Source organism: Flavobacterium sp. KH_001, assembly GCF_057840745.1.
The window spans coordinates 4,781,903-4,806,515 of record NZ_CM174520.1 but is presented as its reverse complement, the minus strand read 5'-3'; the positions used below and the strand labels follow the sequence as shown (position 1 = coordinate 4,806,515).

The 24,613-nt window shown below is 35.4% G+C and carries 17 protein-coding genes; 8 read left to right on the top strand and 9 right to left on the bottom strand.

Annotated elements, in window-relative coordinates:
* Positions 1-214 precede the first annotated feature (214 nt).
* The 7 genes from AC3ITQ_RS20340 to AC3ITQ_RS20310 all read left to right on the top strand — a co-directional run bounded on the left by AC3ITQ_RS20340 (position 215) and on the right by AC3ITQ_RS20310 (position 15,950).
* Positions 215-916 carry an outer membrane beta-barrel protein gene (locus AC3ITQ_RS20340; RefSeq protein ID WP_489235929.1) on the top strand — a complete coding sequence of 234 codons (702 nt, stop codon included), beginning with the start codon at positions 215-217 and terminating at the stop codon, positions 914-916.
* Between the two features lie 14 nt (positions 917-930).
* The gene (locus AC3ITQ_RS20335) at positions 931-1,662 is read left to right on the top strand and encodes an outer membrane beta-barrel protein (RefSeq protein ID WP_489235928.1); all 732 of its coding nucleotides are present in this window, start codon (positions 931-933) and stop codon (positions 1,660-1,662) included.
* Between the two features lie 30 nt (positions 1,663-1,692).
* Positions 1,693-3,657, top strand: a complete 1,965-nt coding sequence (locus AC3ITQ_RS20330) for a T9SS type A sorting domain-containing protein (RefSeq protein WP_489235927.1) — start codon at positions 1,693-1,695, stop codon at positions 3,655-3,657.
* A gap of 80 nt (positions 3,658-3,737) precedes the next feature.
* A complete protein-coding gene (locus AC3ITQ_RS20325; protein ID WP_489235926.1) occupies positions 3,738-13,589 on the top strand; it encodes a SpvB/TcaC N-terminal domain-containing protein in 9,852 nt (3,283 codons plus the stop codon).
* Positions 13,590-13,897: 308 nt separating this feature from the next.
* Positions 13,898-15,073, top strand: coding sequence for an RHS repeat domain-containing protein (locus AC3ITQ_RS20320; RefSeq protein ID WP_489235925.1), 1,176 nt, complete (start codon positions 13,898-13,900; stop codon positions 15,071-15,073).
* A complete protein-coding gene (locus AC3ITQ_RS20315) occupies positions 15,066-15,569 on the top strand; it encodes a hypothetical protein (protein ID WP_489235924.1) in 504 nt (167 codons plus the stop codon). Before AC3ITQ_RS20320 ends, AC3ITQ_RS20315 begins: the two co-directional genes overlap by 8 nt.
* Before the next feature lie 87 nt (positions 15,570-15,656).
* Positions 15,657-15,950 carry a hypothetical protein gene (locus AC3ITQ_RS20310; protein ID WP_489235923.1) on the top strand — a complete coding sequence of 98 codons (294 nt, stop codon included), beginning with the start codon at positions 15,657-15,659 and terminating at the stop codon, positions 15,948-15,950.
* A gap of 193 nt (positions 15,951-16,143) precedes the next feature.
* Here the strand turns inward: AC3ITQ_RS20310 and AC3ITQ_RS20305 are convergent, their stop codons facing one another.
* Entirely contained in the window at positions 16,144-16,674 is a 531-nt protein-coding gene (locus AC3ITQ_RS20305) for an Ivy family c-type lysozyme inhibitor (protein WP_489235922.1), read from the bottom strand.
* A gap of 198 nt (positions 16,675-16,872) precedes the next feature.
* On the opposite strand from AC3ITQ_RS20305, the gene AC3ITQ_RS20300 reads away from it, so the two are divergent.
* Complete coding sequence (locus AC3ITQ_RS20300; RefSeq protein ID WP_489235921.1) at positions 16,873-17,526, top strand: M15 family metallopeptidase; 654 nt, start codon at positions 16,873-16,875, stop codon at positions 17,524-17,526.
* On the opposite strand, the gene AC3ITQ_RS20295 is transcribed toward AC3ITQ_RS20300, so the two are convergent.
* From AC3ITQ_RS20295 to tsaD, 8 genes are all read right to left on the bottom strand, one after another.
* Positions 17,527-18,093, bottom strand: a complete 567-nt coding sequence (locus AC3ITQ_RS20295; RefSeq protein ID WP_375032813.1) for a hypothetical protein — start codon at positions 18,091-18,093, stop codon at positions 17,527-17,529.
* A 2-nt stretch (positions 18,094-18,095) separates the two neighbouring features.
* Complete coding sequence (locus AC3ITQ_RS20290) at positions 18,096-19,277, bottom strand: THUMP-like domain-containing protein (protein ID WP_489235920.1); 1,182 nt, start codon at positions 19,275-19,277, stop codon at positions 18,096-18,098.
* A 2-nt stretch (positions 19,278-19,279) separates the two neighbouring features.
* A complete protein-coding gene (locus AC3ITQ_RS20285; RefSeq protein WP_489235919.1) occupies positions 19,280-20,371 on the bottom strand; it encodes an AI-2E family transporter in 1,092 nt (363 codons plus the stop codon).
* 103 nt (positions 20,372-20,474) lie between these two features.
* On the bottom strand, positions 20,475-21,425 hold the full coding sequence (locus tag AC3ITQ_RS20280) for a zinc metalloprotease (RefSeq protein ID WP_489235918.1): 951 nt from the start codon (positions 21,423-21,425) through the stop codon (positions 20,475-20,477).
* A gap of 159 nt (positions 21,426-21,584) precedes the next feature.
* Positions 21,585-22,079, bottom strand: coding sequence for a TrmH family RNA methyltransferase (locus AC3ITQ_RS20275; protein ID WP_489235917.1), 495 nt, complete (start codon positions 22,077-22,079; stop codon positions 21,585-21,587).
* A 10-nt stretch (positions 22,080-22,089) separates the two neighbouring features.
* Positions 22,090-22,728: a DUF4159 domain-containing protein gene (locus AC3ITQ_RS20270; protein ID WP_489235916.1), complete on the bottom strand. Its 639-nt coding sequence runs from the start codon at positions 22,726-22,728 to the stop codon at positions 22,090-22,092.
* A gap of 16 nt (positions 22,729-22,744) precedes the next feature.
* Positions 22,745-23,458, bottom strand: a complete 714-nt coding sequence (locus AC3ITQ_RS20265) for a 16S rRNA (uracil(1498)-N(3))-methyltransferase (protein ID WP_489235915.1) — start codon at positions 23,456-23,458, stop codon at positions 22,745-22,747.
* Positions 23,459-23,460: 2 nt separating this feature from the next.
* Complete coding sequence (tsaD, locus tag AC3ITQ_RS20260; protein WP_489235914.1) at positions 23,461-24,483, bottom strand: tRNA (adenosine(37)-N6)-threonylcarbamoyltransferase complex transferase subunit TsaD; 1,023 nt, start codon at positions 24,481-24,483, stop codon at positions 23,461-23,463.
* Positions 24,484-24,613: the final 130 nt, after the last annotated feature.

Sequence of the window (24,613 nt, the reverse complement as noted above, 5' to 3'; positions counted from 1 at the left end):
TTTTGTTTCGAAGTACCCTTTCTTAAAGTTTGCTTTAATTTATTTAACATAACAAAAAAATATTTGATTGTAAATTAAGATCTTTTTTGTCAATTCTCTTATTTCAATCCTTTTTTATAAGAATGTGTAATTCGTCGGATTATTTTGATTTTAATCGATTTTATTCCGCTAGTTATTTGAATATTAATACATATATTCGCAAAAATTTTTGTGGATGAAAGTAATAGTATACTTATTAATATTTGGTTGCTTTTTTAACGTGGCTCTTCATGGGCAAAATGAAACAAACATAACCTACGGTTTAAAGTTGGGCGGGCTGTCTTCTAAAATCAGTAATCTGCCAGAAAGTATAAAAGGCCGCGATAACACTTTTGATAATAGTGTAATGGAAAGCAAAGGAGCGTATGGCTTGGAAGGCGGATTTTTCATGAACTGCAAACTTTACGATACCCGTGTCGCTATTCAACCGGAAATTTTGTTCAGACAAGCCGGAGAAACCGTTAATTATCATGATACTACAGGAAAAGAATTTGAGTTAGGCCTGCATTATTCTTATTTGCAATTAGGGGCTTTGTACAAAGTCTATCCTTATGAAGGCTTAAATTTAGGATTTGGCGCATTCTATGGAATCAGTTTATCAGCTAATAATGTTACTTACAAATCCAATGAGGCAGATGGCATGTACAATGTTGCCACCAGACAGTTTTATATAGATGGCCTGGAGGGAAAAGACGACTTCGCTCTCTGTTTTGCAGTTGGATACGAATTACACCAAAGTATTCACTTCGATTTACGCTATTATTTAGGCGTAAAAGATGTGGTCAAAAGTAATTCTTCTTCGTTTCAGTTTATCGAAAATCAAAACAAAAGCAGTGTCATTTGTTTTTCGTTAGGCTATAGTTTTCATCAATGGTAATTTCAATAAAAAACATGAAAAAAATTATTTTACTTCTTTTACTAGTAAGTACAAAATCACTGTTTGCACAAGGTGACAGAGAGATAACATATGGTCTTTTTGCAGGTGGAATTTATTCGTCAATGTCTAATCTTCCTGATGTGATAGTTCCAAAAGGAATTTATGAAGGTTATACATTAGAAGAAGAAGGGAAGTTTGGCGGCACGGCAGGTCTTGTGATCAATTGGAAATATCCATATGCAAAAGTCAGTATCCAGACAGAGCTTTCCTATTCAGGACAAGGTACTGATTTGAATTATGAAGATAACGAAGGACTTAAATATAAAATGACTTTTGGTTACAGTTATATTAATGTGGGAGCACAATTTAAGTATTATCCTGTTGAAGGATTTTATATTGGAGCAGGCCCATATGTGGGATTCAACATCGCAAGCGATAATATCAAATATACCTCTAATGCACAGGAAGTTTTTGGAAACTCAGGTGTTTATTTTGAACCGGATGCCAATGTGCAGAAAGTACTCAAAGAATCCCTGACAGGGAAAAATTATTTTTACGGAATGTTAGCTTTAGGATATGAATTTAATTCCAATTTAAGCATTGGTGCCCGATATACTTTGGGACTTACAGATGCTTTAACTACGGAAGAAAACGGACACCGTTACAGCGAAAATAAAAATAAAGTCAATAGTATTTCATTGATTATCGGCTACTCTTTTGACTTTGATGACTTAGCCAATTTCTAATCGTTGCTTATCCTTTAAAACATAGAAATTATGTGTAAAAAGATTATTTTGATTTCAGCTGTAGTGACCTTGTTGACAAACAATCCCATTTTTTCGCAGCAAAAAGTTTTGCCTGGATTAGTTGAAGAACCACTATATTGGATAAAATCCAGAAATAGTGGTGACGCTTATTATTGGGAAAGTCTAACAAAAAAAGAAGCTAAAATATCTGGTAAAAAGAACGATGGCAGCGCTTTTAATTTTAATCCGAGTATTGTTTTTGATACGACACAGGATTCTTTGATTTTGCCTTTAGGTGTTGAGAGTAAAAGAAAGCAAACGTTGTTTATGGTCTACAAAGTTAAAGATAGTCTGAAAGAGCAATTTTTATGGACCATAAACGACCCTCAAAAAACGATTGCCGTTGCCACCAATAAACGTTTGGTCGATTTAAAAAAATATTCCTATCAATCGTATCAGGAAAAAATTAAACCCCATAAAGCCAATATTCATTTTTTTCAGCAGAATGTAACTGATAGTGTTGCAAAGTTATCCTCATTAACTATTGGTCAAAAGTCTAAATTTGAAAAACTCCCGCCAGAAGAATTTAAAGGAAATATAAGTGAAATTCTGGTTTATAACCGAGTTTTATCAGGTCTTGAAACACAAAAAGTAGCCAGTTATTTGGCGATAAAATACGGTATTTCGCTTTCGCAATTTGATAGTAAGAACTACTTAAACAGCCAGGGACAAACCATTTGGGATATTAACCAGCACAAAGGATTTGAATATTCCATTACCGGAATTGGCCGGGATAATGCCAGCGGATTATTGCAACCCAAAAGTAGTAACATGATCGAAGAAGGACTTTTGACGATTGGTCTTAAAAGTAAATCAAACACGATTCCTGATAACTTTTTTGTTTTTTGGAGTGACAATGGAAAAAATCTTTTGGTCAAAAAACAAGAACAAGGAGAACCAATTGGGATTTCCAGAGAATGGCAGTTGGACTTTAGCAATCCAACCGATTTAAGTCTTGACTGGAGTTTTAATCCAAACTTTATTAAAAGTGCATTACCAAAAGACACCTACTACTGGTTGTTGGTAGATTATTCCGGAAAAGGAACATATGATGAAAAAGATTCAGAATACATTCGTTTAGCTAGTACTTCCAGTAAAGAAAAATTGGTTTTGACAGATTTTAATTGGGATAAGCAAAAATCTGGTAAATCAAAATTCACGATCAAAGTAGCACCGGCAATGTTTAGCAGAGTCTGGATTACGGAGGCCACTTGTGGAGTAGCCGGATCGGGTGAATTAAATTATACGATTGAAGGCGGAGAAGCGCCATTTACCGTTACTGTAAAAAAGGAAGGCAGCGAAGCTATTGTAAAACAATGGAATCAGGCTGCAAAAAGTACTTCCGGACTGAAACTTACCTCAGGAACTTACGATTATGTTGTAAGGGATGGAAAAGGAAATTTGTATACTGAAACTGTGTTTGTCGCAGATAAACAGGGAACAGTTCCGAATCTAAAGTCAGATTATCTGTTAACAGACGGAAATGCTTTGACACTTGATGCAAGTGCCGGTTTGCCAGCAGGAAATTACGAATACCAATGGTACTATGAAGGTGATTTTCTAGATAATAATCCTAAAATATTAATCGATCAGCCGGGTACTTACGAATTGAGATTACTAAACGATCTCGAATGTAAAACCGCAACCAAAATTGCCGTTGCAACAGATGGAAAAGAAATAACGGATTCAAGTGTATTGATTTTATATCCAAACCCAACAGTTGACGGACACTTTTCTATAGCAATGCAATTTCCAACAAAGACAAACGCAACAATCAGCATCTATTCACCAACCGGAGCCCTTGTACAACAAAAGCAATTCTCGCAAATAGAAACCTATTTGCATGATGAGGTTATAAAAAGCGCCGCAGGAATGTATCTGGTTACTGTAAATTCTGATTTTGGTACTAAAACTTTCAAAGTAATTGTGAAGTAATTGAGTTCTGTTTTTACAGAAAAAATTACAGGCTGAAATTAAAAAATAAACCGATTCCCCATAATCGATTATCATACTTTATGAAAAATAAAACTATAATACTGGTATTTTTAATAGGTTCCTTTTTGTTTGCGGCCAATTTTGGACCTTACAAGATAGCTGCTTTTTTTCCTGAAAATAATTCGGAAAAGGAATTGGCAATTTCAGAAAAAGGAGCAGATTCGATAGCCATTGTTACAAAAGGAAATAAGAGTACAAAATCTTTTAACGCAGATATTGTTGAGGGAATTATTGGTGTTAAAAACGAGTCAGATGTTGACGATGCGTATGATAACGTTTTTCATTTGAAAATAGATGCATTACCTTCTCAAAATGAAAATGCTTATTTAGAATATGAATTGTATGGTTATGATCAGGCAGCTTCTGTTTCAAGAAGTTTAAACAATCAGCCGAGTATTGGAGGACAATTTTTATCTCAAAATAAAAGCTGGACCAAACAATCGGAGTTGCTTTCCGAAAAGTCTTTGAGAGCCGGTGATAACGTTTTGTTGTTTACAGCGCCGGAAGGAATTTCGAACGGGTATCGAATTAAAAATGTTCGAATTGTTTACAAATCAGCAACACCTTCTTTTCAGTATACTTTATTACAATCAGAAAATAAACTGTACATCAAAGGAACCAATTTTCCTTCGCAGATCAAAAAAATGAGTATTGGTGGAATGGCTATTGATGTCAATCAGCCTGAATTTGAATTGGTTTTCGATGCTGCAACTGCAGGAAAATCGATTCAGGTTACAAAAGAGACTGCTTCAGGTGTACTTATAAATGAAAAATTAGAAGTTAATCAGTTTTTGAAAGTAGACAGTTTCAGGCCAATTGAAAACGCCAAGGAAAGAATCTCAAAAATAATCGATTTTCAGACTGAAAATAAGCTGGCTTATAAAGAGTTTACGGCTATTTTCCCGGTTGGAGCCTTAAAAAACAATGTTTCAGTATCGGTAAGTGCTTTACGAAAAATTGATATTGCGCCACTAAATTCTGCCATGGTAAATGTTACAGGAACCAACGCCGGATTCCGATTATTGCCACACGGTACTATTTTTGAAAAAGCCGTAACCTTATCATTACCATTTGACAAAAAAGCGATTCCGGAAGGCTACACAGAAAAAGACATCAATGTATTTTATTTTGATGAAAATAAAAGATTGTGGCAGGAAGTAACCAAAGACTCTTTGGATATTAAACAAGGAATTATTAAAGCTAAAACCACGCATTTTACCGATTTTATTGCCGGAATCATCAAGATGCCGGAATCTCCTGAAACTTCCGGCTATACACCAACAAGCATAAAGGATTTAAAAGCAGCAAGTCCTTTAGTTGGTATTCAGTCAATAGCGCCGCCTTCTGCAAACGGAAGAGGAACAGCAAGTACAGGATTTTCTATAGTGATTCCGAATGGAAGAGGAGGTATGCAGCCTTCCTTTAACCTGCAATACGACAGTGATGGCGGTCATAGCTGGGCAGGTATGGGCTGGGATATTTCGGCACCGGCTGTAAGTATCGAAACCCGTTGGGGAGCACCGAGGTATGATGCATCAAAAGAAACAGAAACCTACTCAATCGCCGGAGAACAGTTGATTCCGAATTCACATAGAGCGGACTGGGTTGGCAGAACTTCCGACAAACAATTTTATCCGAGACGCGAAGGTGCTTTTCAGCAGATCATCCGTAAAGGATCCTCTCCCAAAAATTATTACTGGGTTGTACGCGACAAAAGCGGTGTGGCGAGTTATTATGGCGGAACAGCTTCAGGACTTTCGGCTGATGGTGTTTTGCAGGATGCTTCCGGAAATATTGGGCATTGGGCCTTGTGTGAGCAGGTCGATTTAAAAGGAAATAAAGTGACCTACGAATATGATAAAAAAGACGGGGAACTGTATCTTAAAAAAGTGTACTACACCGGTTTTGGTTCAGAAAAAGGGTATTACAATGTGACTTTCTTAAAAAATAGCGATTTAGGCGAAGCAAACCGTCCGGATGTTCAGGTTTCTGCCAGACTTGGGTTCAGACAACTAAACAATCAATTACTACGAAAAATTGAAGTACGCTATAAAAGCGATATGGTTCGCAGTTACGAACTGAATTATAAAGAAGGCGCTTTTAAGAAAACACTTTTGGAATCCATTTCAGAATATGATTCGGAATCTAAATTGTTTTATACCAATAAACTGGAGTATTTTGATGATGTTCGTGATGCTTCGGGGAAATACAATCCTTTTGGGGCTGCTCAAAGTTGGAGTGTACCCAATGACAATCTTAGAAACAATTCTATTCCTTCCTTTAGTGATATTTTATTTTCAGGAAAACATTCTTTGGTAAGTAGTTCTGAAGGTGCTACAAATGGTGTAAGTTACCGACTTGGAATTGGTTTAGCTACTAATGCCGGAAGTTTAAAAGGTTTTACCGTTGGTGGTCACGGAGGAAACAGTTGGGGAACCTCAGATACGGCTGTCATATTAGAAGATTTAGATGGAGATGGGTTACCAGATAAGGTTTTTAAAACAAAAGACGGTGTTTATTACCGAAAAAATCTGGCAGCAACCGGGCAAAACGTTTTCGGAGAATTGCAGTCGATTAATATTAGTGATGTCGGATTTTCAAAGTCAACTTCGTTTAACTGGGGTGTCGATTTAAATTTAAAGTACGGAAATATAGGGTACGACCAACAGCGTTCAAGCAGTAAAACGAAAGTCTATTTTATGGACTTTAACGGAGACGGACTGATTGATTTTGTTCGAAACGGACAAGTATATTACAATAGATTAGAAAACGGAATTCCAACATTTAAAACGAGTAGTACCGGAACTCCATCACCTGTTTTTGGAGGAGGAAATGTAACTATTCCCGGTTATACATCCATTTCGCCGGAAGAAATTGAAAAACAAAATCCGCTGCACGATGTGGTGCGTATGTGGGAGGCTCCTGTAAAAGGAATTATCTCTGTTTCGCATAAATATCAATTGTTTCAGGAAGCAACTCCGGAAGGAATTAAAGCCCGTGCAGAATATGTTAATAATGCCGGAAATGATAAGGCAGATGGCGTTCATTTGTATTTTCAAAAGGGAAATCAATTGTTGTGGAATGAAGCCATCAACGCGACTGATTATACTAGTAAAAGCAAACAAAATACTGCAATTGCTGTAGAGAAAGGCGAACGTTTGTATTTTAGGGTGAGTTCTCTAAAAGATGGAAGTTTTGATACGGTAATTTGGGATCCGGTTATTACCTATTCACAGGTAAAACAATATGACCGTAATGTTAACGGAAATTTGGTGGAAAGCGATGTTGTAGTACTAACTACTTTGAAAGATGTCAATTCTTACTCCTTAGCAACCTATCAGGCAAGTACAGATTTCCTTAGTAGTTCTCTGGCAGGAAAAACAATAGCCACAGCCGGAAATGTTGTAGTAAAAGGAATTCTAAATAAGCCTGTCACCTCAGATCACGTCAGACTTGTCATTACCAAAACGTATCTGGATCAGTCCAGTGCTCCTGTGGTTGTTTTCGAAAAGACTTTTTTAGCCAATGAAGTTGCTGCTTTTAATCTGTCTTCCATTGCTTTACCTGTATTCGAAGCAGAAACGCAAATTAGTCTTGCCTTAGAAACAGACACCAATATCAATTGGCAAACTATTTCTTTTGCGCCAACAGTAACAGTACCTGCTTATCCGGGAGGAATTGTAGAAGAAGTACCTATGGAGGTTTCTCATTTATTGTACAATAAGAGAGAAGGAAATTATACAATTCCGGGTATTACTTCAACCATAGCAGGAAAAGTGAAATTAAATATATTGCCTACAGACTTGGTTTTGGCAACAGCTTTTCCTCCGAGGTCTTTGAATATCTATAATGGCGATGTAATTGTTTCGGCTAAGCAAAATAATTTACTATTAGCACGTAAAAGGTATAAACTGACAGCCGGAACTTTGACTGAAGTGATCAATGCTTTTGATAATGCAGTTGATTATCCTTCTGCAGTAGCGGGAGTTCCCATTCAATTAGAAGTAACTGTTTCCAATCCGTCGTCAACGGCTATACTTAGAAATTATCCCAAACAAAATGCATTAAATATTCAGGTTCAGGTTACCGATTTAAAAGATCTGGTTGATCTTACTGATGATGTAATTTGGAATGCTGCAACCGATGATTTTGGCATTTACAGTCTTTTAAATCCGGACGAAAGAACTTTAGGATTGTACCATAGAAATTGGGGCGGATTTGTTATTAATGGAAATTTAGCTTCCAATACCATAGATCAAACGCAATTAAAACAATCAGACGCTTATAATACGGAGCCGGATTTAAACAATACCGATCCTGATAATTATGACGGAAAAGGTTATGAAGTCGCAGACAGTTATTTTGTTTCTTTAAATCCATCCTACACAAAATTCAGATGGGAAGGTCTTGAAGAAGGAATTTATATCAAAGGACAAACTATCGGAACTTCAAGATTGGGAGAAGATGATATTGCTGATTATGCCGATTTTTCATTACCAACTTTACAGGGAGGAAGTACGACTGCACTCGATATGATTAGCGAAAGCAAAAGTAAAAGTATCTCAGCAGGCGCTTCTGCCGGATTTGCCAATATAGGTTACAGCAAATCGATAGATGGCGATTCGTATGTAACTCAGACTATGAGTGATTTTAACGGTGATCGTTTTCCGGATTATATTCGTGGTGGAAGTGTTCAGCTTACAGCACCGGTTGGAAAAATATCAGATGAAATTATAGATATTGGAGACAATTTCAGTCATGCAAAGACAACCTCTGAAGGGCCGAATTTTGGAGGAAGTTACAGCCACGGCTCAGCTAAAAGCGGATTAGGTATGACAGTTGGAAAAGTAGCAGCTCAAAGAGAAGCTTCAAAAACTTGTGCCGATGAAGAAGCAGAAAAAGCAAAAGACCAGATATCTGTTAGTGCTTCTCAGGGTAAAGGAACAGATCGTGCCGTAATGGTGCATAGTGATATTAACGGCGATGGCTTGCCAGATAAGATCACAGATTCAGGAGATGTTTTGCTAAATACTGGTTACGGATTTGTACCAGGCGGAAACTGGAATCTTGGAAGCCTGAATAAAGGATTTTCTACCGACTGGAGTGCCGGATTAGGTTTTAGCATTAAGCAGGGGTCGATCTCGGGAGGAGCCAATTATGCAAGATCAGAATCAGATGTTGATGAATCCTTTTTGGATATAAATGGAGATGGTTTGGCTGATAAAATTAGCTATCAGGGCAATACGATGCGTGTGGCTTTTAACTTAGGAGGCTCTTTTGATACACCGGTTGTTTATCCAAAATATTCAGAAATGAATTTAAACAAAGGGGTGAGTTATGGTATGAATGCCAATTTCTCCTTTGATATTACCGTTTGGCTGCTGCGTATTACACCAACCGTTGGAGGAAGTAAAGGATGGAGTACAAGCCGTTCTGAAGGAACTTATATGGATATTGACGGTGACGGAAATCTGGATTATATCGTTTCTAAAGATGATAATAATCTTACCGTACAGCTTTCAAATATTAAAAGAACCAATAAACTAAAAAGCGTAACCAATGCCGCAGGAAATAGTTATGTAGTTGATTATAATTTATTAAAACCAAGCTACGAAAACCCTTCAGCAAAATGGGTTTTACAGTCTGTGGATATTTTTGACGGACATATGGGAGACGGTATCGATCATTCGATTGCTAAATTCAGATACGAAGACGGTTATCACGATCGCCGTGAAAGAGAATTTTACGGTTTTGCAAAAGTAATTCAGGAACAAATTGATGCGGCTGATAATTCGGTTTTCTCAACTACGGTTCAGGAATTTTACAATCAGGATTATTTCCGTAAAAACCTTTTGAAGCACAGTTATACGCTGGATAAAAACACCAAAATACGTCAGGAGTCAGAAAACGAATATAGTTTTATTGATGTGGCGACACAGGCCAGCGTTCCGACATCTGAACTAAATTTACCTTCATGTGATGCCAAACGTATTTTTGTAGGATTGATTCACGCCAATCAAAAGGTATATGAGGGAGGAAGTGATTATCTGGAAACCAATACGTTTAATACCTATGATGCCAATGGAAACATTACACAATACGAAGATTTAGGCAACGGAACTGCTACTGATAAAGTAACGGCCAAAATTAGTTATTATGAAAGTACAATGCCGTATTATGGCGGAATTCCAAAACAATTAGAGGTATTTACTACGGATGGTTTAAGACGAAAAAGAGCCACAACCATCAATACAACAACGGCTGAAGTTACCCAAATTAAAAACTATAGTGCTGCCGATAAAATAGCTTTAACGGATATTACCTATGATACTTACGGAAACCTTCAAAAAATAACCGGTCCCGCCAATTACAAAGGGCAGCGTATGACTTTGGAGTATGTATTTGATGCTGACAATCATCAGTTCATGACCGAGATTAAAGATGCATTTGGGTACCAGAACAAAATGGAATACAATTATCGTTTTGGCATTCCAATAAAAACTACGGATCGTAACGATCAAAGTACGATTTATACACTCGATGGTAAAGGACGTATCGCTACAATCAAAGCACCTTACGAAATCGCCTCAGGAAAACCCTATACCATTGCGTATGAATATTTCCCTGAAGCAAAAGTGCCGTACGCCAAAACCAAAAATTACGATCCGGAACTCGATATGGATATTGAAACCTTTACCTATACAGATGGATTAGGCAGAGCGCTGCAGGTGAAGAAAACAGCCAGTTTATTTACACAAGCGGGAAGTCCTGATCAGGAAGCCCAAATCGTATCCGGAAAAATAATTTATGACGGATTGGGAAGACCTATAACAAGTTATTACCCAACAACGACTACCACTATAGACAATAATTTTAGTACAGCAATATCCAGCGTAACACCCACTAAAACGGAGTACGATGAAGTGGGACGCGCTGTAAAAGTTACTTTGCCTGATGGAAGCACTAATAGCACAACTTTTGCTTTAGAAAATTATGATGGAGTTCCTGCATTACGTACTACACAAACCGATGCCCTAAATAAAACAAGCCAGACGTATACAGATGCAACAGGACAGAACATGGCCAGTTTGCAAAATGATTTGCTGACGAAGTTTGAGACTAACGCATTGGGTGAAATGATAAAAGTAACCGATGCGATGGATCATGTTACCAAAAGCAGTTACGACTGGTTGGGAAGACGAATTGAGTTCACACATCCTGATGCAGGAACTACAACGATGCAATACGATTTGGCAGGAAATTTAACTTCCCGTATTACACAGGATATAAAAAATACAGTACCAAATGGAGGTGCTATACAATACGAGTACAACTTTAACAGATTGGAGTCTATTAAATATCCTAAAAACCCGCAAAACAATGTGCAATACAATTATGGCAAAGCCGATGGAACTGCGGCGCGCCGTGGCCGATTATGGTTTGTACAGGATGCCAGTGGCGGACAGGAATTTTTCTACGGTAAATTAGGTGAGGTTGAAAAAGAGATACGAACGCTTCGTATCACACCAACAGATATACAGACGTATATTTCACAATTCGAATACGACACCTGGAACCGAATCCAGAAAATGACGTATCCTGATGGCGAAGTAGTGGAATACACTTATAACCGTGCCGGAAACCTGCAAAGTATGCAGGGTAAAAAAGAAAGCCATACCTACGATTACATCAAACAATTGAGCTACGACGAGTTTGAACAGTGTAAGTATTTAAAATACGGGAACGATACCGAAACCAATTATAACTATGATGCTGTTATGCGCCGATTACAGCAATTGCAGGTAAAAAGCGGTACAAGACAAGTCATGAACAACAGTTATAGTTATGACCTTGTTGGCAATGTTTTAGGGATTAAAAATACTGCCCCGGTAGTAAATAATACTTTGGGTGGAACATCCAACCACGAATATCAATACGATGATTTTTACCGATTAAAATCGGCAAAAGCGACGTATCAGGGCGAGTTTACCAAAGCGAGTTATGAGCTGAATATGAGCTATAATAAAATGCACAATATCACAAAGAAAGATCTGGTGCATACCGTAAACAATGAGCAGAAAGGCTATGTGTTGGATTATAACTACGATAACGAACTGCATCCTAACGCGCCAAACAAAATTGCGGAAACCGGGAAAACTCTTCCAAGAGAATATGTTTACGATGGAAACGGAAACCCAACGGGTTATACAGAAGAAAAAAGTTTCAGAAAAATGACCTGGGATGAAGAAAACCGTTTATCAGGTATTAACGATAACGGAAGAATTCACCAGTTTACCTATGATGCCGGTGGAGAACGAGTGATAAAAAGTTCAGGTGATTCTCAAAACGTTGCCATTAATGGGGAAACCGCTGCTACCATTGTACATACAGACGATTACACAGGTTATGTTTCTCCCTATTTCGTAATAAGTAAAGGTAAATTCACCAAACATTATTTTGAAGGTGCGGGCCGAATTGTGAGTAAACTGGGTAACGGATCATTTGCCCAACCGTTAAAATTAACAGCGGGTGGTGTAAATTATTCCAAACTTACAGCTGAACAGCAAAAAGCTTTAGACAATTACGTAAGAGGTTTAGGAGTTCCACCGGGACCACCAACACAACAAGGCATTTATGCGACACCAGAATTTACAGGAGATCCTTATCCTAGCGAAGTAATTAAACCAGTAGAGGAAAATCAGGAACCACCGGAAGGCTGGCCTAGAAATCCTGTTTTCAATGCACCTGGAGATGTTCCGGGACCACCCGTACAGTTTGGCCCACCAGTAGAACCTACAACGGTTAAGCCAGGAGAAGGATTTACCGGAATTGGTCTGTCGGAGAATGATATTTTTTATTTTCACCCTGATCATTTGGGAAGTACTTCGTATATTACAACCCGAAACGGAAGCATAAGCCAGCATGTGGAATATATTGCTTTTGGTGAGGTATTGTTTGAGGAGCATTCTAGTTCATTTTCTTCACCTTATTTGTTTAATGGGAAGGAATTGGATAGGGAGACGAATCTTAGTTATTATGGGGCTAGGTATTTGGATATGAAGACTAGTTTGTGGTTGAGTGTGGATTCTATGACAGAGAAAATGCCAAATTTTGGTGGATATGTTTATGCTTTTAATAATCCTACGGTTTTTGTAGATCCAGATGGAAATTATGCAGTTTCTGTTCATTATAGAATTACTGTTAATGCGATGATTAAAGCTGGATTCAGTAAAGCAGATGCTAGAAGAATTGCACATGGTGCAAGTATGTATGCAGATCATCCTGATAAGACTGCCCTCACTCTTAATAATTTAGGGAAATCAGGAAGTATGCACTATAGAAGTGATTTTGATTATTCAAAGACAGCTGGGTCACAGGATGAAAAGAATAGTGTTTGGCACTCAATGATGTCTAATGCAGAAAAGAAGAAAGGAAAGACACATTATTACGCAATGCAAAGAGGATTACAATTTGGGTGGTCTAATATTTTTGAACAACAAAACGGACTAGACGAAGGTAAAATGTACCAAGCATTGCATGCACTACAGGATGCCTATGCACATGATGGAGCTAGTACAGATGAACATTTAAATTTAAAGAATAGTACAATGTCAGCGATAGGAATGCTTGCCAATGACATGTATGGAGATACAGCAAAGGCAGAATTAATAACTGAATCTGCTGGGATAGTTTTGAGTTTGTTTAACAAAAAAAATAATGGAGCAAATTTAAAAAATGGAATGAAATTAGATTTAAATGGAATGACAAGAAAACAGCTAGACAAAGTTTCTGATTTATTTTATCAAAATGGATTTGTATTAGAAAAAACAAAAGAATTAAACAACACGTATACACTTAAACAAAATTTCTGATGAAAATTATAGTTTACATTTTATTGATACTAGCGTATATTTTTTTTCTACTAATATGCTTTTTATGGTTAATAACTTATGGCAGTGGCCATAATATTCCAGAGGAAAGTAATAAATGGTTAATTTGCATGACAGGTTTAAGTCTTTTTCTAATAGTGCTTTTTACTATAATGAAAAAAAAAGGTAGTAGCTAGTATCTCTTAGCAAATGTTAGTAATACCACATTGCACATAAGCCTACTACAATATTTACTTGTAAAAGAAAAGTCATATAAAAAAATAAAAACAGCAGACAAAACTCGTCATTATTTGGAGAGTTTTTTTATTAGAGGCGATCCATACCCAAGCGAAGTATTAAAACCAGTAGAGGAAAATCAGGAACCGCCGGAAGGATGGCCCCGTAACCCTGTTTTCAATGCGCCTGGAGATGTTCCCGGACCACCGGTGCAATTTGGACCACCTGTAGAACCTACAACAGTAAAAGCAGGAGAGGGTTTCACAGGAATTGGTATGCCAGAAAATGATATTTTTTATTTTCACCCTGATCATTTAGGAAGTACTTCGTATATTACAACCCGAAACGGTTCTATTTCGCAGCACGTGGAGTATATTGCTTTTGGGGAGGTTTTGTTTGAGGAGCATTCATCATCGTTTTCTTCTCCTTATTTGTTTAATGGGAAGGAATTGGACAGGGAGACAAATCTTAGCTATTATGGGGCAAGGTATTTGGATATGAAGACTTCGCTTTGGTTATCTGTTGACCCAAAGTCTGATAAATATCCAAATATAAGTTCTTATGCCTATTGTTTTAATAATCCTTTAAATGTTATTGATCCAGACGGTAGAGAGGGAATTGTTGTTTCTGGTCAACACGGTGGTACGATGAAGAGTAGAGAACATTTTTTAATTAATGGTTTAGATAGAGTAAAAGGAGCGTTAAAACATAGACAATCAAAATCTGAAGGAGTAACTTGGATAGTCTACAATGATGGTTCTCAAAAATATGGATATACTAAAACGGAATTAGCTAAATACGAAAAGTTAGCTAAAAAAGCGGGGGTAACAATGAAAGTAATGAGTGATACTGATGACATTGTGGATTATGTAAATAATAAAAATGGAGGAAAGTCGAGAGAAAATGACAAAATCACTAGTTTTTATTATGTAGGACACGCAACGCCAGGCGATATGGATGCAGGATATACAGGTGGTATTTTTGGACAAGATTTTGAACCAGATGATTTGGATGATAATGCTTTTTCTAAAGGTTCTTGGATAAATGTGACAGCCGCTTGCAGAACAGCTGTAGGGGGTGTAATTGAAGATAGTGTTGTGGATCAATTTGCGGAAAAGGTAGACCCAACGTCAACAGTAAATGGTTCAGATGTTAGAACTTATTTTCCAGGAGGGGCAAGAACAGATACTGAACTTTTGAAAAAAAATAATGGAACTCAGATAACAAAGAAAGGAGAGAAAAATGATTAAGAAAATTATTATTACATTAATTATATTGGGTGTTGCATATTGCATTTATAGTCCAATAGTTATTCCATTAGGAGAAGTTAAAAATACAGAGGAATTTAATTTTTCTGTAAACGATATTTTTAACCTAAAAAAGATAATAAAAAATGAGGGTAAAAATTATAAGGCATATATCATCTTAAATTATGAAGAATTAGAATATTTATCTCCAAAAATAAATAAATCCAAAGTCTTAATATCTAGTAATGTTGATGTTATTGATGAATTGATGAATTGTAAATTTAAATATACTGGGGGTGATGCTTCAACGATTGAAAGTAAAATTTATATATGTTCTGATGATGGTTTAATTTTTGAAAGCGAAATCTCGTTAGATGCTAATTCTAAAGGTCTGCAAAATCGACAATTTGGATGGATAGAACCCGTAGAATCAGATAAGTTTATAAATATTTGCAGTAAATTTGAGAGATACTATCTTCCTATTTTGATAATCAAATAACAAAAAAGCCTCCACCGCTCCCGCACGAATCCTTTCGTGTGGCGCAAAGAGAATCGACAAAAAATAAAGTCAAAAACCTCGTCAGCAATGGCGAGGTTTTTTTTGTATCCTGAAATGAATACCAAAGCGAGTTATGAGCTGAATATGAGCTATAACAAAATGCACAATATCACGAAGAAAGATTTAGTGCATACTGTAAATAATGAGCAGAAAGGCTATGTGTTGGATTATAACTACGATAACGAACTGCATCCTAATGCACCAAACAAAATTGCGGAAACCGGGAAAATTCTTCCAAGAGAATATGTTTACGATGGAAACGGAAACCCTAGCTCTCCAAAGTGTTCTCATAAAAAGCTGCGCAATCTCCCGATCATTTAGGAAGTACTTCGTATATTACAACCCGAAACGGAAGCATAAGTCAGCACGTGGAATATATTGCTTTTGGGGAGGTTTTGTTTGAGGAGCATAGTTCATCTTTTTCTAGTCCTTATTTGTTTAATGGGAAGGAGTTGGATAGGGAGACAAATCTTTCTTATTATAGTGCTAGGTATTTGGATATGAAGATTTCGTTCTATTTCTCCTTCGGAATATTTGCATTGATTTTTTTGGTATTCAAATCCTGGAATAAAGAATCTTTTAATATGATGCGATAGTCATCTTCGGCAAAGAGAGTTAGCTTAGAGTTACTGAATTTATAGACGTTGATTTTGTTGTTTTTTATATCAATATAAAGATCATAAGAATAAGTATTGCAATCGTGTTGTTTGCAGCCACTGGCATGCAAAATATCGCCTTCTTTTGTAAATGGGGTCTCTGTATTCCAATATTTAACCATTTGATCATAATCAATTCCTAAAAGGTTTTTTAATCTTGGTGAAAGAGTGCTTTCTGTTAATAAGTGAGTTCCAATAACACTTTTATCAACTAAATTAGTTAAGGTATCTGATGGATTAATTATGGCCGAATCTGATTTTAAGGCGTCTATCTTAATCGATGTTGAATCTGTCGAAGGAATACTTTTAATAACTTCTTTTTTGCATGAAATCAATGCTAAACTACTCAAAGCAACTATAAATAAATACATTCTTGTTTCTTTCTTCATAGTTATCTATTTTTAATTAAATAATTGATTTATAAGTCTTGTTTAGCTAATTTAATAAAAAAGTGTCAGATGCTTGTAATGAAAAAGCGTAAAAAAATAATGCTTATTCTTCTTTAAAAGGATTTTTGGAGGTCTCGAATCGGTTTATTTATTCCTATATTTACTTTTCAGAAAATCTTTCAATCTAAAATGTCGGTCATGTCAAAATACATTAACTCTATATTTTTTTTAATTACTCTTTTTTCAGGATTAGTTACCAATGCTCAGAATGAAGTATATACAAGTGAAGCAAAACAAGCTGTTGCCGATACCGTTTTTGTAAATCTAAAAGATTTTAGCCAGGATTTTATTTATGATATGAAGTATGCAACGGATGATAATTTTCTGAAAGCAAAAGTCTATGATTGCGCTGAATGTTTTTTACGTTATAAAACAGTTCAGGCGCTCGTTGCAGCCAATAACGATTTTAAGAAAAAAGGCTATAAGATCAAATTATATGATTGTTACAGACCCTTATCAATCCAAAAAAAGATGTGGGAGATTGTGTCGAACCCGGAGTATGTGGCCGATCCAAAAAAAGGCTCCATCCATAATAGAGGAGGAGCCGTTGATATTTCATTAGTGGATAAAAATGGAAAAGAAGTTGATATGGGAACTCCTTTTGATTTTTTTGGAATACAGGCCAGTCATAATTATACTAAACTTTCAAATGAGGTGAAATCGAACAGAAAGTTGCTGAAAAAAGTAATGATTAAAAATGGCTTCAATTCATTTGATTCGGAATGGTGGCATTATAATTTAAAAACAGGTTTGAAAGATAAAGTTTCGAATCAAAAATGGAATTGCGAATAGTTATTCCACACATCTGATGTTTTCCATCAAATAAGTATCGGGTTTATATACTTTTCCGTTCATCTCAGACTTTAATTCATTTTTTACGATATAATCTTCAGTGGAGGTTAAATATTTAATACGCATGATGTTCACCGGAGATTTTTTTAGTTCCTCAAAATTATCTTTCAGGAACATAAAGATCCCTGTATTTACGCGATTATCATAACCTTTGTCATCACGAATTAAGGTGCCGCAGTTTTCCTGATCAACATGCATTAAAGTCACAACTTTGCCATTTTGTAATTGTAAAAATACTCTTGAATTTTTATCAAAGCAATTGGCTTTTATAAAGTCCTTACTTTTTTGAATCAATTGTAAATTTAGGGTTGGCAAACCATCTGTTTGAGCCAATGCAAAGAATACGTAATTAAACGTGTTTCCAAAGTTTTTTTCACTGATTAGACATTCATTTGTAATCTTATAGGTTCCAATTGAATCAGTAACATTGGCACTGTATTCACACGGTTTTTGAGCAAATGTGGTAAAGGTTAATAGAAAAAAAGTTAGTGTAATTAGTTGTTTCATTGTTAAGTTATTTTTCTGCAAATTAAAACTATTTTGTTATCATTTTTATCTGTTGTAAAAAAACAATATAAATTCCCGCCATTTTTTATTTTCCACTTTTTTCGAATGTTTTCTACCGTGTCAGGAAAATTTCGGGTTGTGATATTGGCTTGCTGATTTAAAAGCTCGGTTTTCATCTCATTTTTGTTGTAGGAGATCACTTTTTCTATCTCAAAAGTTCTTCCCGGAAACGTAATTATCTCTTCAGAAGTATATAAATGAGAATGTTTGTGAAGTTTATTTATTTTAAAAATAGAACTTACTTCGTCAAAGCCTCCCGACTTCATGATAGCTGAATTGGGTTCGTATAGGTATTTTTGAGGTACGTCATACGATGGAAAATCATTATCACTGCCCAAAATAAATTCGAATGTTTCTATTTTGTCTTTTAAAATATTAGCGGTTTTAATAGTTATTTCACCTGAATAATGATTGTGAATTTCGAAGAGTAATTCTTTAACCTCATTTTCCAAAGCAATAATATGAATTTTTTTGACAAATTGTAATTCTGATAAACCTGCGGATAGATCTAATAATGGAGCGGTCTTAATTAAAATAGAGTCTGTTTTTTCAAAATAAAAATTTAATAACTCGGGAACATTTGGCAAACAGTCTTTCAGCATAAAGACTTTGCCTTTTGCATCATTTCTTCTTGATGGATCAATATAAATCCAATCCCATTTTTGATTCAGTTCAATTAAGACATTCGTTGAGTCATCAGCAAAAAAATCACAATTTGTTATTTGTAATTGTTCGAAGTTATGTCTAACAATTTCAGATAAGTCTTTGTTTATTTCGCAATGGGCAATTTTTTCAAATCTTTTCGAAAAATAATAATCATCAACACCAAAACCTCCTGTAAGGTCAATTAAAGTTTCCCCTGAGATCAAAGAAGCTTTATAAGCTGCTGTTTTTTCAGATGAGGTTTGTTCGACTGATATTTTACTTGGGTATATTATGTTTTTGGTCGCAAACCAGGTTGGTAATTTGTCTTTTGCTTTTGTTTTGGCTTCTATTTGGTTCAGTATCAAAATCCAGTCTACTTCTGGAAAAGGATTTTTCTGAAGTGCAAGCTTTGTAAGGGATGCACCAGTATTTTTAGTGATAAATTCCTGAATGTTTTTGCTTAAAATGGAAGAATTCAATGTTAGATTTTTTCAGTTAATACGGAAACAATTTTATTGTCAGGAAAAAATTCTTTTAAAATTACTTTTAACATGGTAAATACCGGAATTGCAATCACCATCCCAACAATTCCAAAAGTAATTCCACTAATTAAAGTAACCAAAAATATTTCTAACGGGTGCGAATTTACACTTTTTGATGAAATTATAGGCTGACTGATATTATTGTCAATAGCCTGAACCAATAAAAAACCAATGACTACATATATAGTTGTTGGTAAAATTTCGGATTGAAAATCACTGCCAATCAAACTGATCATGGTTAATATGGCTGCTAGTATAGTTCCTATAATTGGCCCGATGTAGGGAATAATATTTAAAATGGCACATAAAAAGGCAATTACCAACGCATTTTTATTTCCGAAAATCATTAGGACGATCAGATATAAAATAAAGACAACGGTTAATTGAAGTAACAAACCAATAAAGTAGCGGGTGAGTAAATGGTTTATTTTGGTAATAGAATTTAAGATTTTATCTTCGTTAGAATCGGGAAGAATCCTTTTGGCACCTGCTTTAAAATTCTCCTGGTCTTTGATGAAAAAGAAAGTGATAAAAAATACAGAAACAAGTCCCATTCCCATATCAGCCATAAAACCCATTATTGAATTTATAAAACTTGTAAAATAGCCAAAACTAAAAGCAGTGGTAATTTTTGATTCTTTCAAAACTTTATTCAGATCAACATGCTGAACATTGAAGTAGCTTTCTATACTTCGCTCTGTTTCAAAGAATTGCTGTTGAAGATGATTGGTATCTAAAAGAGACAAGTTGTTTGCCTGAGAAATAATTAACGGGACAAACAGCAAAATGAAACCAACCATTAGTAAAATAAAAAATATAATAGTTGTGGTTGCAGCTAGTGAATTGCTAAACTTTAATTTGTTTTTTAAAAATTGAACCAAAGGATTTGCGATCAGACATAGTATTAATGAAATGCATAAATAGACAATCACCGTTTGTACTTCATATAAAAAATATAAAATAGCTGCCACGATCAGGATTGTAGTTAAAGCTCTTAAAATTCCGTTCGAAATGATTTTTGATGTTACCATGATTTATTTTTAGACTATAAATATAGGAAAAGCTTTTAAATTTTTAGCGAATAAAAAAAGCGAGATGGTGAGATCTCGCTTTCTTGTTTGGTATGTTTTTTCTTTAGATTCCAAATGCTGCTCTTGGACCTCCAGAGGCAAAAATAGCTGCCATTCTGCTTTTTTGACCCAATGAGAACATGTACATTCCTCTGTCATCTGTATAGTCCATATAATTCATGGTCATTTCTACAGGTGTTCCTGTACAAGTACTGTAGTGTGGGTAAGCTGGTACACCATAGTTTGCAGTGTTATGTGTTGGAGTATCAGATACTAAGTCGCTTCCACAGCTTGCATCTCCCCAAATATGGCGTAAATTCATCCAGTGACCAACTTCGTGAGTTCCGGTTCTTCCTAAGTTATAAGGATAACTTGCAGATCCCGAAACACCAAAATATTTAGAGTCAATTACAACTCCATCAGTTGCAGAAGATCCACCAGGAAATTGTGCATATCCTAAAATACCACCACCAATAGTACAAGCCCATAAGTTAAGTTTTGTAGTTGGTGAAGTAGGATCTAAACCACCTTGTTTGGTTTTCTTCATAGCATCTCTTGTACCCCATGAAGTTTTGGTAGTTGATTTTCTGTTGATTTTTTCTAGGACAAATGTAATACCAACGTTTGCTTTAACACCTGAAAATAGAGCTGGTACATCATTGTAATCTGAATTTAACGCATTAAAGTCAGCATTTAAAACATCAATTTGTGATTGAATCTGAGCATCTGAAATGTTTTCAGCAGCAGTCTTGTACAATACATTTACTACAACTGGTATTTCAACTTTGCCATTTACTAAACGGTTTGTTAATAATCTATTGCTTGTAAAAGCTTCGATTTCATTCATTCTAATAGCCAATGTTGGGTCTTCTTTTAACTGCGCTTCTAAAACTTCCTGGGTTGCACAACCACGGTGAGCGGCAGCGGTTGCAGCTGAATCAGACGATTCTGTTTGTTCATTTTGACAAGAGAACAGCACTAATGCTGTAAATGCGGTAATAAAAATTCTTTTCATAATAGTTTGGTTTTTTGTTATAAAAAAATACATTTGGTTAATGATTTGACAATTTTATAACAAAATAGATATTTAACCAAATTTTAATAACATTTTTTTTGTGAGAATTTTAAGAAAACCACGTACAGCTTGATTCCTACAAAAATTAACAAGTATTAATTAAGAAGTAAATTCGTACAAAGCTATGCTAGCTGCTTGTACTACGTTCATACTGCTGTTCTTACCAAACATATTTATGTGTACAATTTGATTTGAAATTTTTAAAAGATCATCTGAAATTCCATCAATCTCACTTCCTATTAAAAGTGCAATTTTTTGATTTTCAGGAATATTCACTTCTTTTAAGGGTTTGCTGGTACTTGCAATTTCTAACGCAATAATTTCAAATTTATTTTGTAGTAAATAGGTAACTAAATCAGATGTTTCTTTGATTATGGTATGTGGCACATGAAGATGAGTGCTTCTTGATGTTTTATTGATTTTTCGAGGTGTTAACGGAATGTCTTTTCCTAAGAAAATAATATGCTCTACACCAAAAGCCTCACTTATTCTAAATAGGGAACCAATGTTTTGCTGAAAGTAAATATTGTCACAAACCAGTGTTATTGGAAATGTTTTTCTCTCAAATTGATTTTCTTCGTGAGTAAGCTGCACTTTCTTAGAATTAATTAGTAAAAATATAGTTGATGATATTCGCGCCCATTTTTAAGGCTTTATCGCGAACAGTAGCAGGGTCATTATGTACTTCAGGATCTTCCCAGCCGTCCCCTAAATCGCATTCGTATGTATAGAGTAAAACCAGTTTGTTTTCAACGAAAATTCCAAATGCCTGAGGACGTGTTCCGTCATGTTCGTGAATTTTTGGTAATCCGTTTGGAAATGGAAAAGGTTTCTGAAAAATAGGATGATTTGCCGGAATTTCTACTAAACTGTTATTTGGGAATATTTTTTTGATTTCTTTTCGAATATATTGATCCATTCCGTAATTGTCATCAATATGAAGAAATCCTCCGGCAGTCAGGTAATTTCTAAGATTTGTCACATCAGCATCGCTAAAAACAACATTCCCGTGTCCGGTCATGTGTACAAAAGGATAGGAGAGTAAATCCGGATTACTTGGTTCAACTGTTGATGGTTTTGCTTTTATTCTCGTATTAATATTCGAATTGCAAAATCTAATAAGGTTTGGTAACGAAGTTGGATTTGCATACCAATCGCCGCCGCCGCTATATTTTAATAAGGCAATTTCTTGTGAAAAGGAAGGAATAGATACCAATAAAAACAAAAAGAATATTTTTTTCATACCAATTTTAGATCAGTTAATTTGGAGTTTCATTAAAAAAAACAACACTATGGCAAGCTACAACAGCAGCAGTTTCAGTACGTAAACGAGTATTTCCCAGCATAACCGGCAGGAAATCATTCTCTAAAGCCAATGCAATTTCCTTATCTGAAAAATCACCTTCTGGTCCAATCAAAATCGTTACATTTTCATTTGGTTTCAAAACTTCTTTCAACGATTTTTTATCCGTTTCCTCACAATGCGCGATTAATTGTAAGCCTTCATTCTTTTGTTTGATGAATTCCTTAAATGAAATTGCTTCATTTAATTTTGGCAGATACGTTTCATTTGATTGTTTCATTGCCGATAGAATTATTTTTTCAAAACGCTCTAGATTAACCACTTTCCTTTCTGATCGATCACAAAAAACAGGAGTGATTTCCTGAATACCTATTTCTGTGGCTTTTTCTAAAAACCATTCAAAACGATCATTCATTTTGGTTGGAGCCACGGCTAAATGCAAACGGAATTTTGGTTCCGGAGACTTTTTTATCGACAGCACTTCAACTATACATTTATTATCAGAAGCCAATGTAATTTCAGTTTCAAACAATAAACCTAAACCATTTGTGACATGTAAAATATCGGAGTCTTTTTTTCGTAAAACCTTGATGATATGTCGGCTTTCTTCTTTGTCAAAAGAAAAAGTTTCGGTCGTTTCGTCTATATCAGGATTGTAAAATAATTGCATAATTAAAATTGAATTCGTGCTTTTGAAACTACAGCCTGAGTTTCAAAACGATTTGATAAATATTTTTGATAACCGACAATTCCAATCATTGCAGCATTATCTGTAGTGTATTCAAATTTCGGAACAAAAGTTTTCCATCCGTATTTGCTTTCACTTTCTTTTAATCGGGTTCGAATTCCTGAATTTGCAGAAACACCGCCACCAATTGCAATTTGTTTTATTCCGGTTTCTTTTACCGCTAATTTCAATTTATCCATCAAAATTTCGATAATAGTATATTGAATAGAAGCACAAATATCATTCAGGTTTTCTTCAATGAAATTTGGGTTTTCTAATTTTTTCTTCTGAATAAAATATAAAATAGCCGTTTTTAATCCGGAGAAACTAAAATCTAATCCGGGTACTTTTGGCTTGGTAAAAGTAAAAGCTTTTGGGTTTCCTTCTTTGGCATACTTATCAATTAACGGACCGCCTGGATAGGGAAGGCCAAGAATTTTGGCACTTTTATCAAAAGCTTCTCCAACGGCATCATCAGTGGTTTCGCCAATAATTTCCATGTCAAAAAAGCCATTTACCTTTACAATCTGCGTGTGACCTCCGCTAATTGTCAGCGCTAAAAATGGAAATTCAGGTTTGTCAAATCCTTCCTCATCAATAAAGTGTGCTAAAATGTGAGCATGCATATGATTGACAGCAATTAACGGAATTTGTAATGCTAATGATAGTGATTTACTGAATGAACTTCCCACTAATAAAGATCCCATTAAACCAGGTCCTTGCGTAAATGCAATGGCTGTTAATTGTTCTTTTTGTACATTTGCTTTGCGTAGTGCAGCATCAATTACAGGAACAATATTTTGCTGATGAGCTCTTGAGGCTAACTCAGGTACAACACCGCCATATTGGTTGTGAATAAGCTGATTGGCCACAACATTTGAGAGTACTTTATCGTTATGTAGAACTGCAGCAGCAGTATCATCGCAAGAACTTTCGATGGCAAGAATAAAAACCTCTGAATTTTGCATATAAAGGCACGAATTTTGGATTATATTTGACAAATCAAATTTTTAATTTTCTTTGATTGTAAGGAGAAGCCAAAATTAAAGAATTTTTATCAAAAACAGTCGCTCTTTGTCTGTTCAAAGTGAATTTAAA

Excerpts from the sequence above, each read along its gene's own strand:
- AC3ITQ_RS20295 (WP_375032813.1), bottom strand. The coding sequence starts at position 18,093 with ATGAAACAACTAATTACACTAACTTTTTTTCTATTAACCTTTACCACA.
- AC3ITQ_RS20325 (WP_489235926.1), top strand. The coding sequence starts at position 3,738 with ATGAAAAATAAAACTATAATACTGGTATTTTTAATAGGTTCCTTTTTG.
- AC3ITQ_RS20270 (WP_489235916.1), bottom strand. The coding sequence starts at position 22,728 with ATGAAAAAAATATTCTTTTTGTTTTTATTGGTATCTATTCCTTCCTTT.
- AC3ITQ_RS20265 (WP_489235915.1), bottom strand. The coding sequence starts at position 23,458 with ATGCAATTATTTTACAATCCTGATATAGACGAAACGACCGAAACTTTT.
- AC3ITQ_RS20280 (WP_489235918.1), bottom strand. The coding sequence starts at position 21,425 with ATGAAAAGAATTTTTATTACCGCATTTACAGCATTAGTGCTGTTCTCT.
- AC3ITQ_RS20335 (WP_489235928.1), top strand. The coding sequence starts at position 931 with ATGAAAAAAATTATTTTACTTCTTTTACTAGTAAGTACAAAATCACTG.
- AC3ITQ_RS20310 (WP_489235923.1), top strand. The coding sequence starts at position 15,657 with ATGGCGAGGTTTTTTTTGTATCCTGAAATGAATACCAAAGCGAGTTAT.
- AC3ITQ_RS20330 (WP_489235927.1), top strand. The coding sequence starts at position 1,693 with ATGTGTAAAAAGATTATTTTGATTTCAGCTGTAGTGACCTTGTTGACA.
- AC3ITQ_RS20315 (WP_489235924.1), top strand. The coding sequence starts at position 15,066 with ATGATTAAGAAAATTATTATTACATTAATTATATTGGGTGTTGCATAT.
- AC3ITQ_RS20285 (WP_489235919.1), bottom strand. The coding sequence starts at position 20,371 with ATGGTAACATCAAAAATCATTTCGAACGGAATTTTAAGAGCTTTAACT.
- AC3ITQ_RS20300 (WP_489235921.1), top strand. The coding sequence starts at position 16,873 with ATGTCAAAATACATTAACTCTATATTTTTTTTAATTACTCTTTTTTCA.
- AC3ITQ_RS20340 (WP_489235929.1), top strand. The coding sequence starts at position 215 with ATGAAAGTAATAGTATACTTATTAATATTTGGTTGCTTTTTTAACGTG.
- AC3ITQ_RS20305 (WP_489235922.1), bottom strand. The coding sequence starts at position 16,674 with ATGAAGAAAGAAACAAGAATGTATTTATTTATAGTTGCTTTGAGTAGT.
- tsaD (WP_489235914.1), bottom strand. The coding sequence starts at position 24,483 with ATGCAAAATTCAGAGGTTTTTATTCTTGCCATCGAAAGTTCTTGCGAT.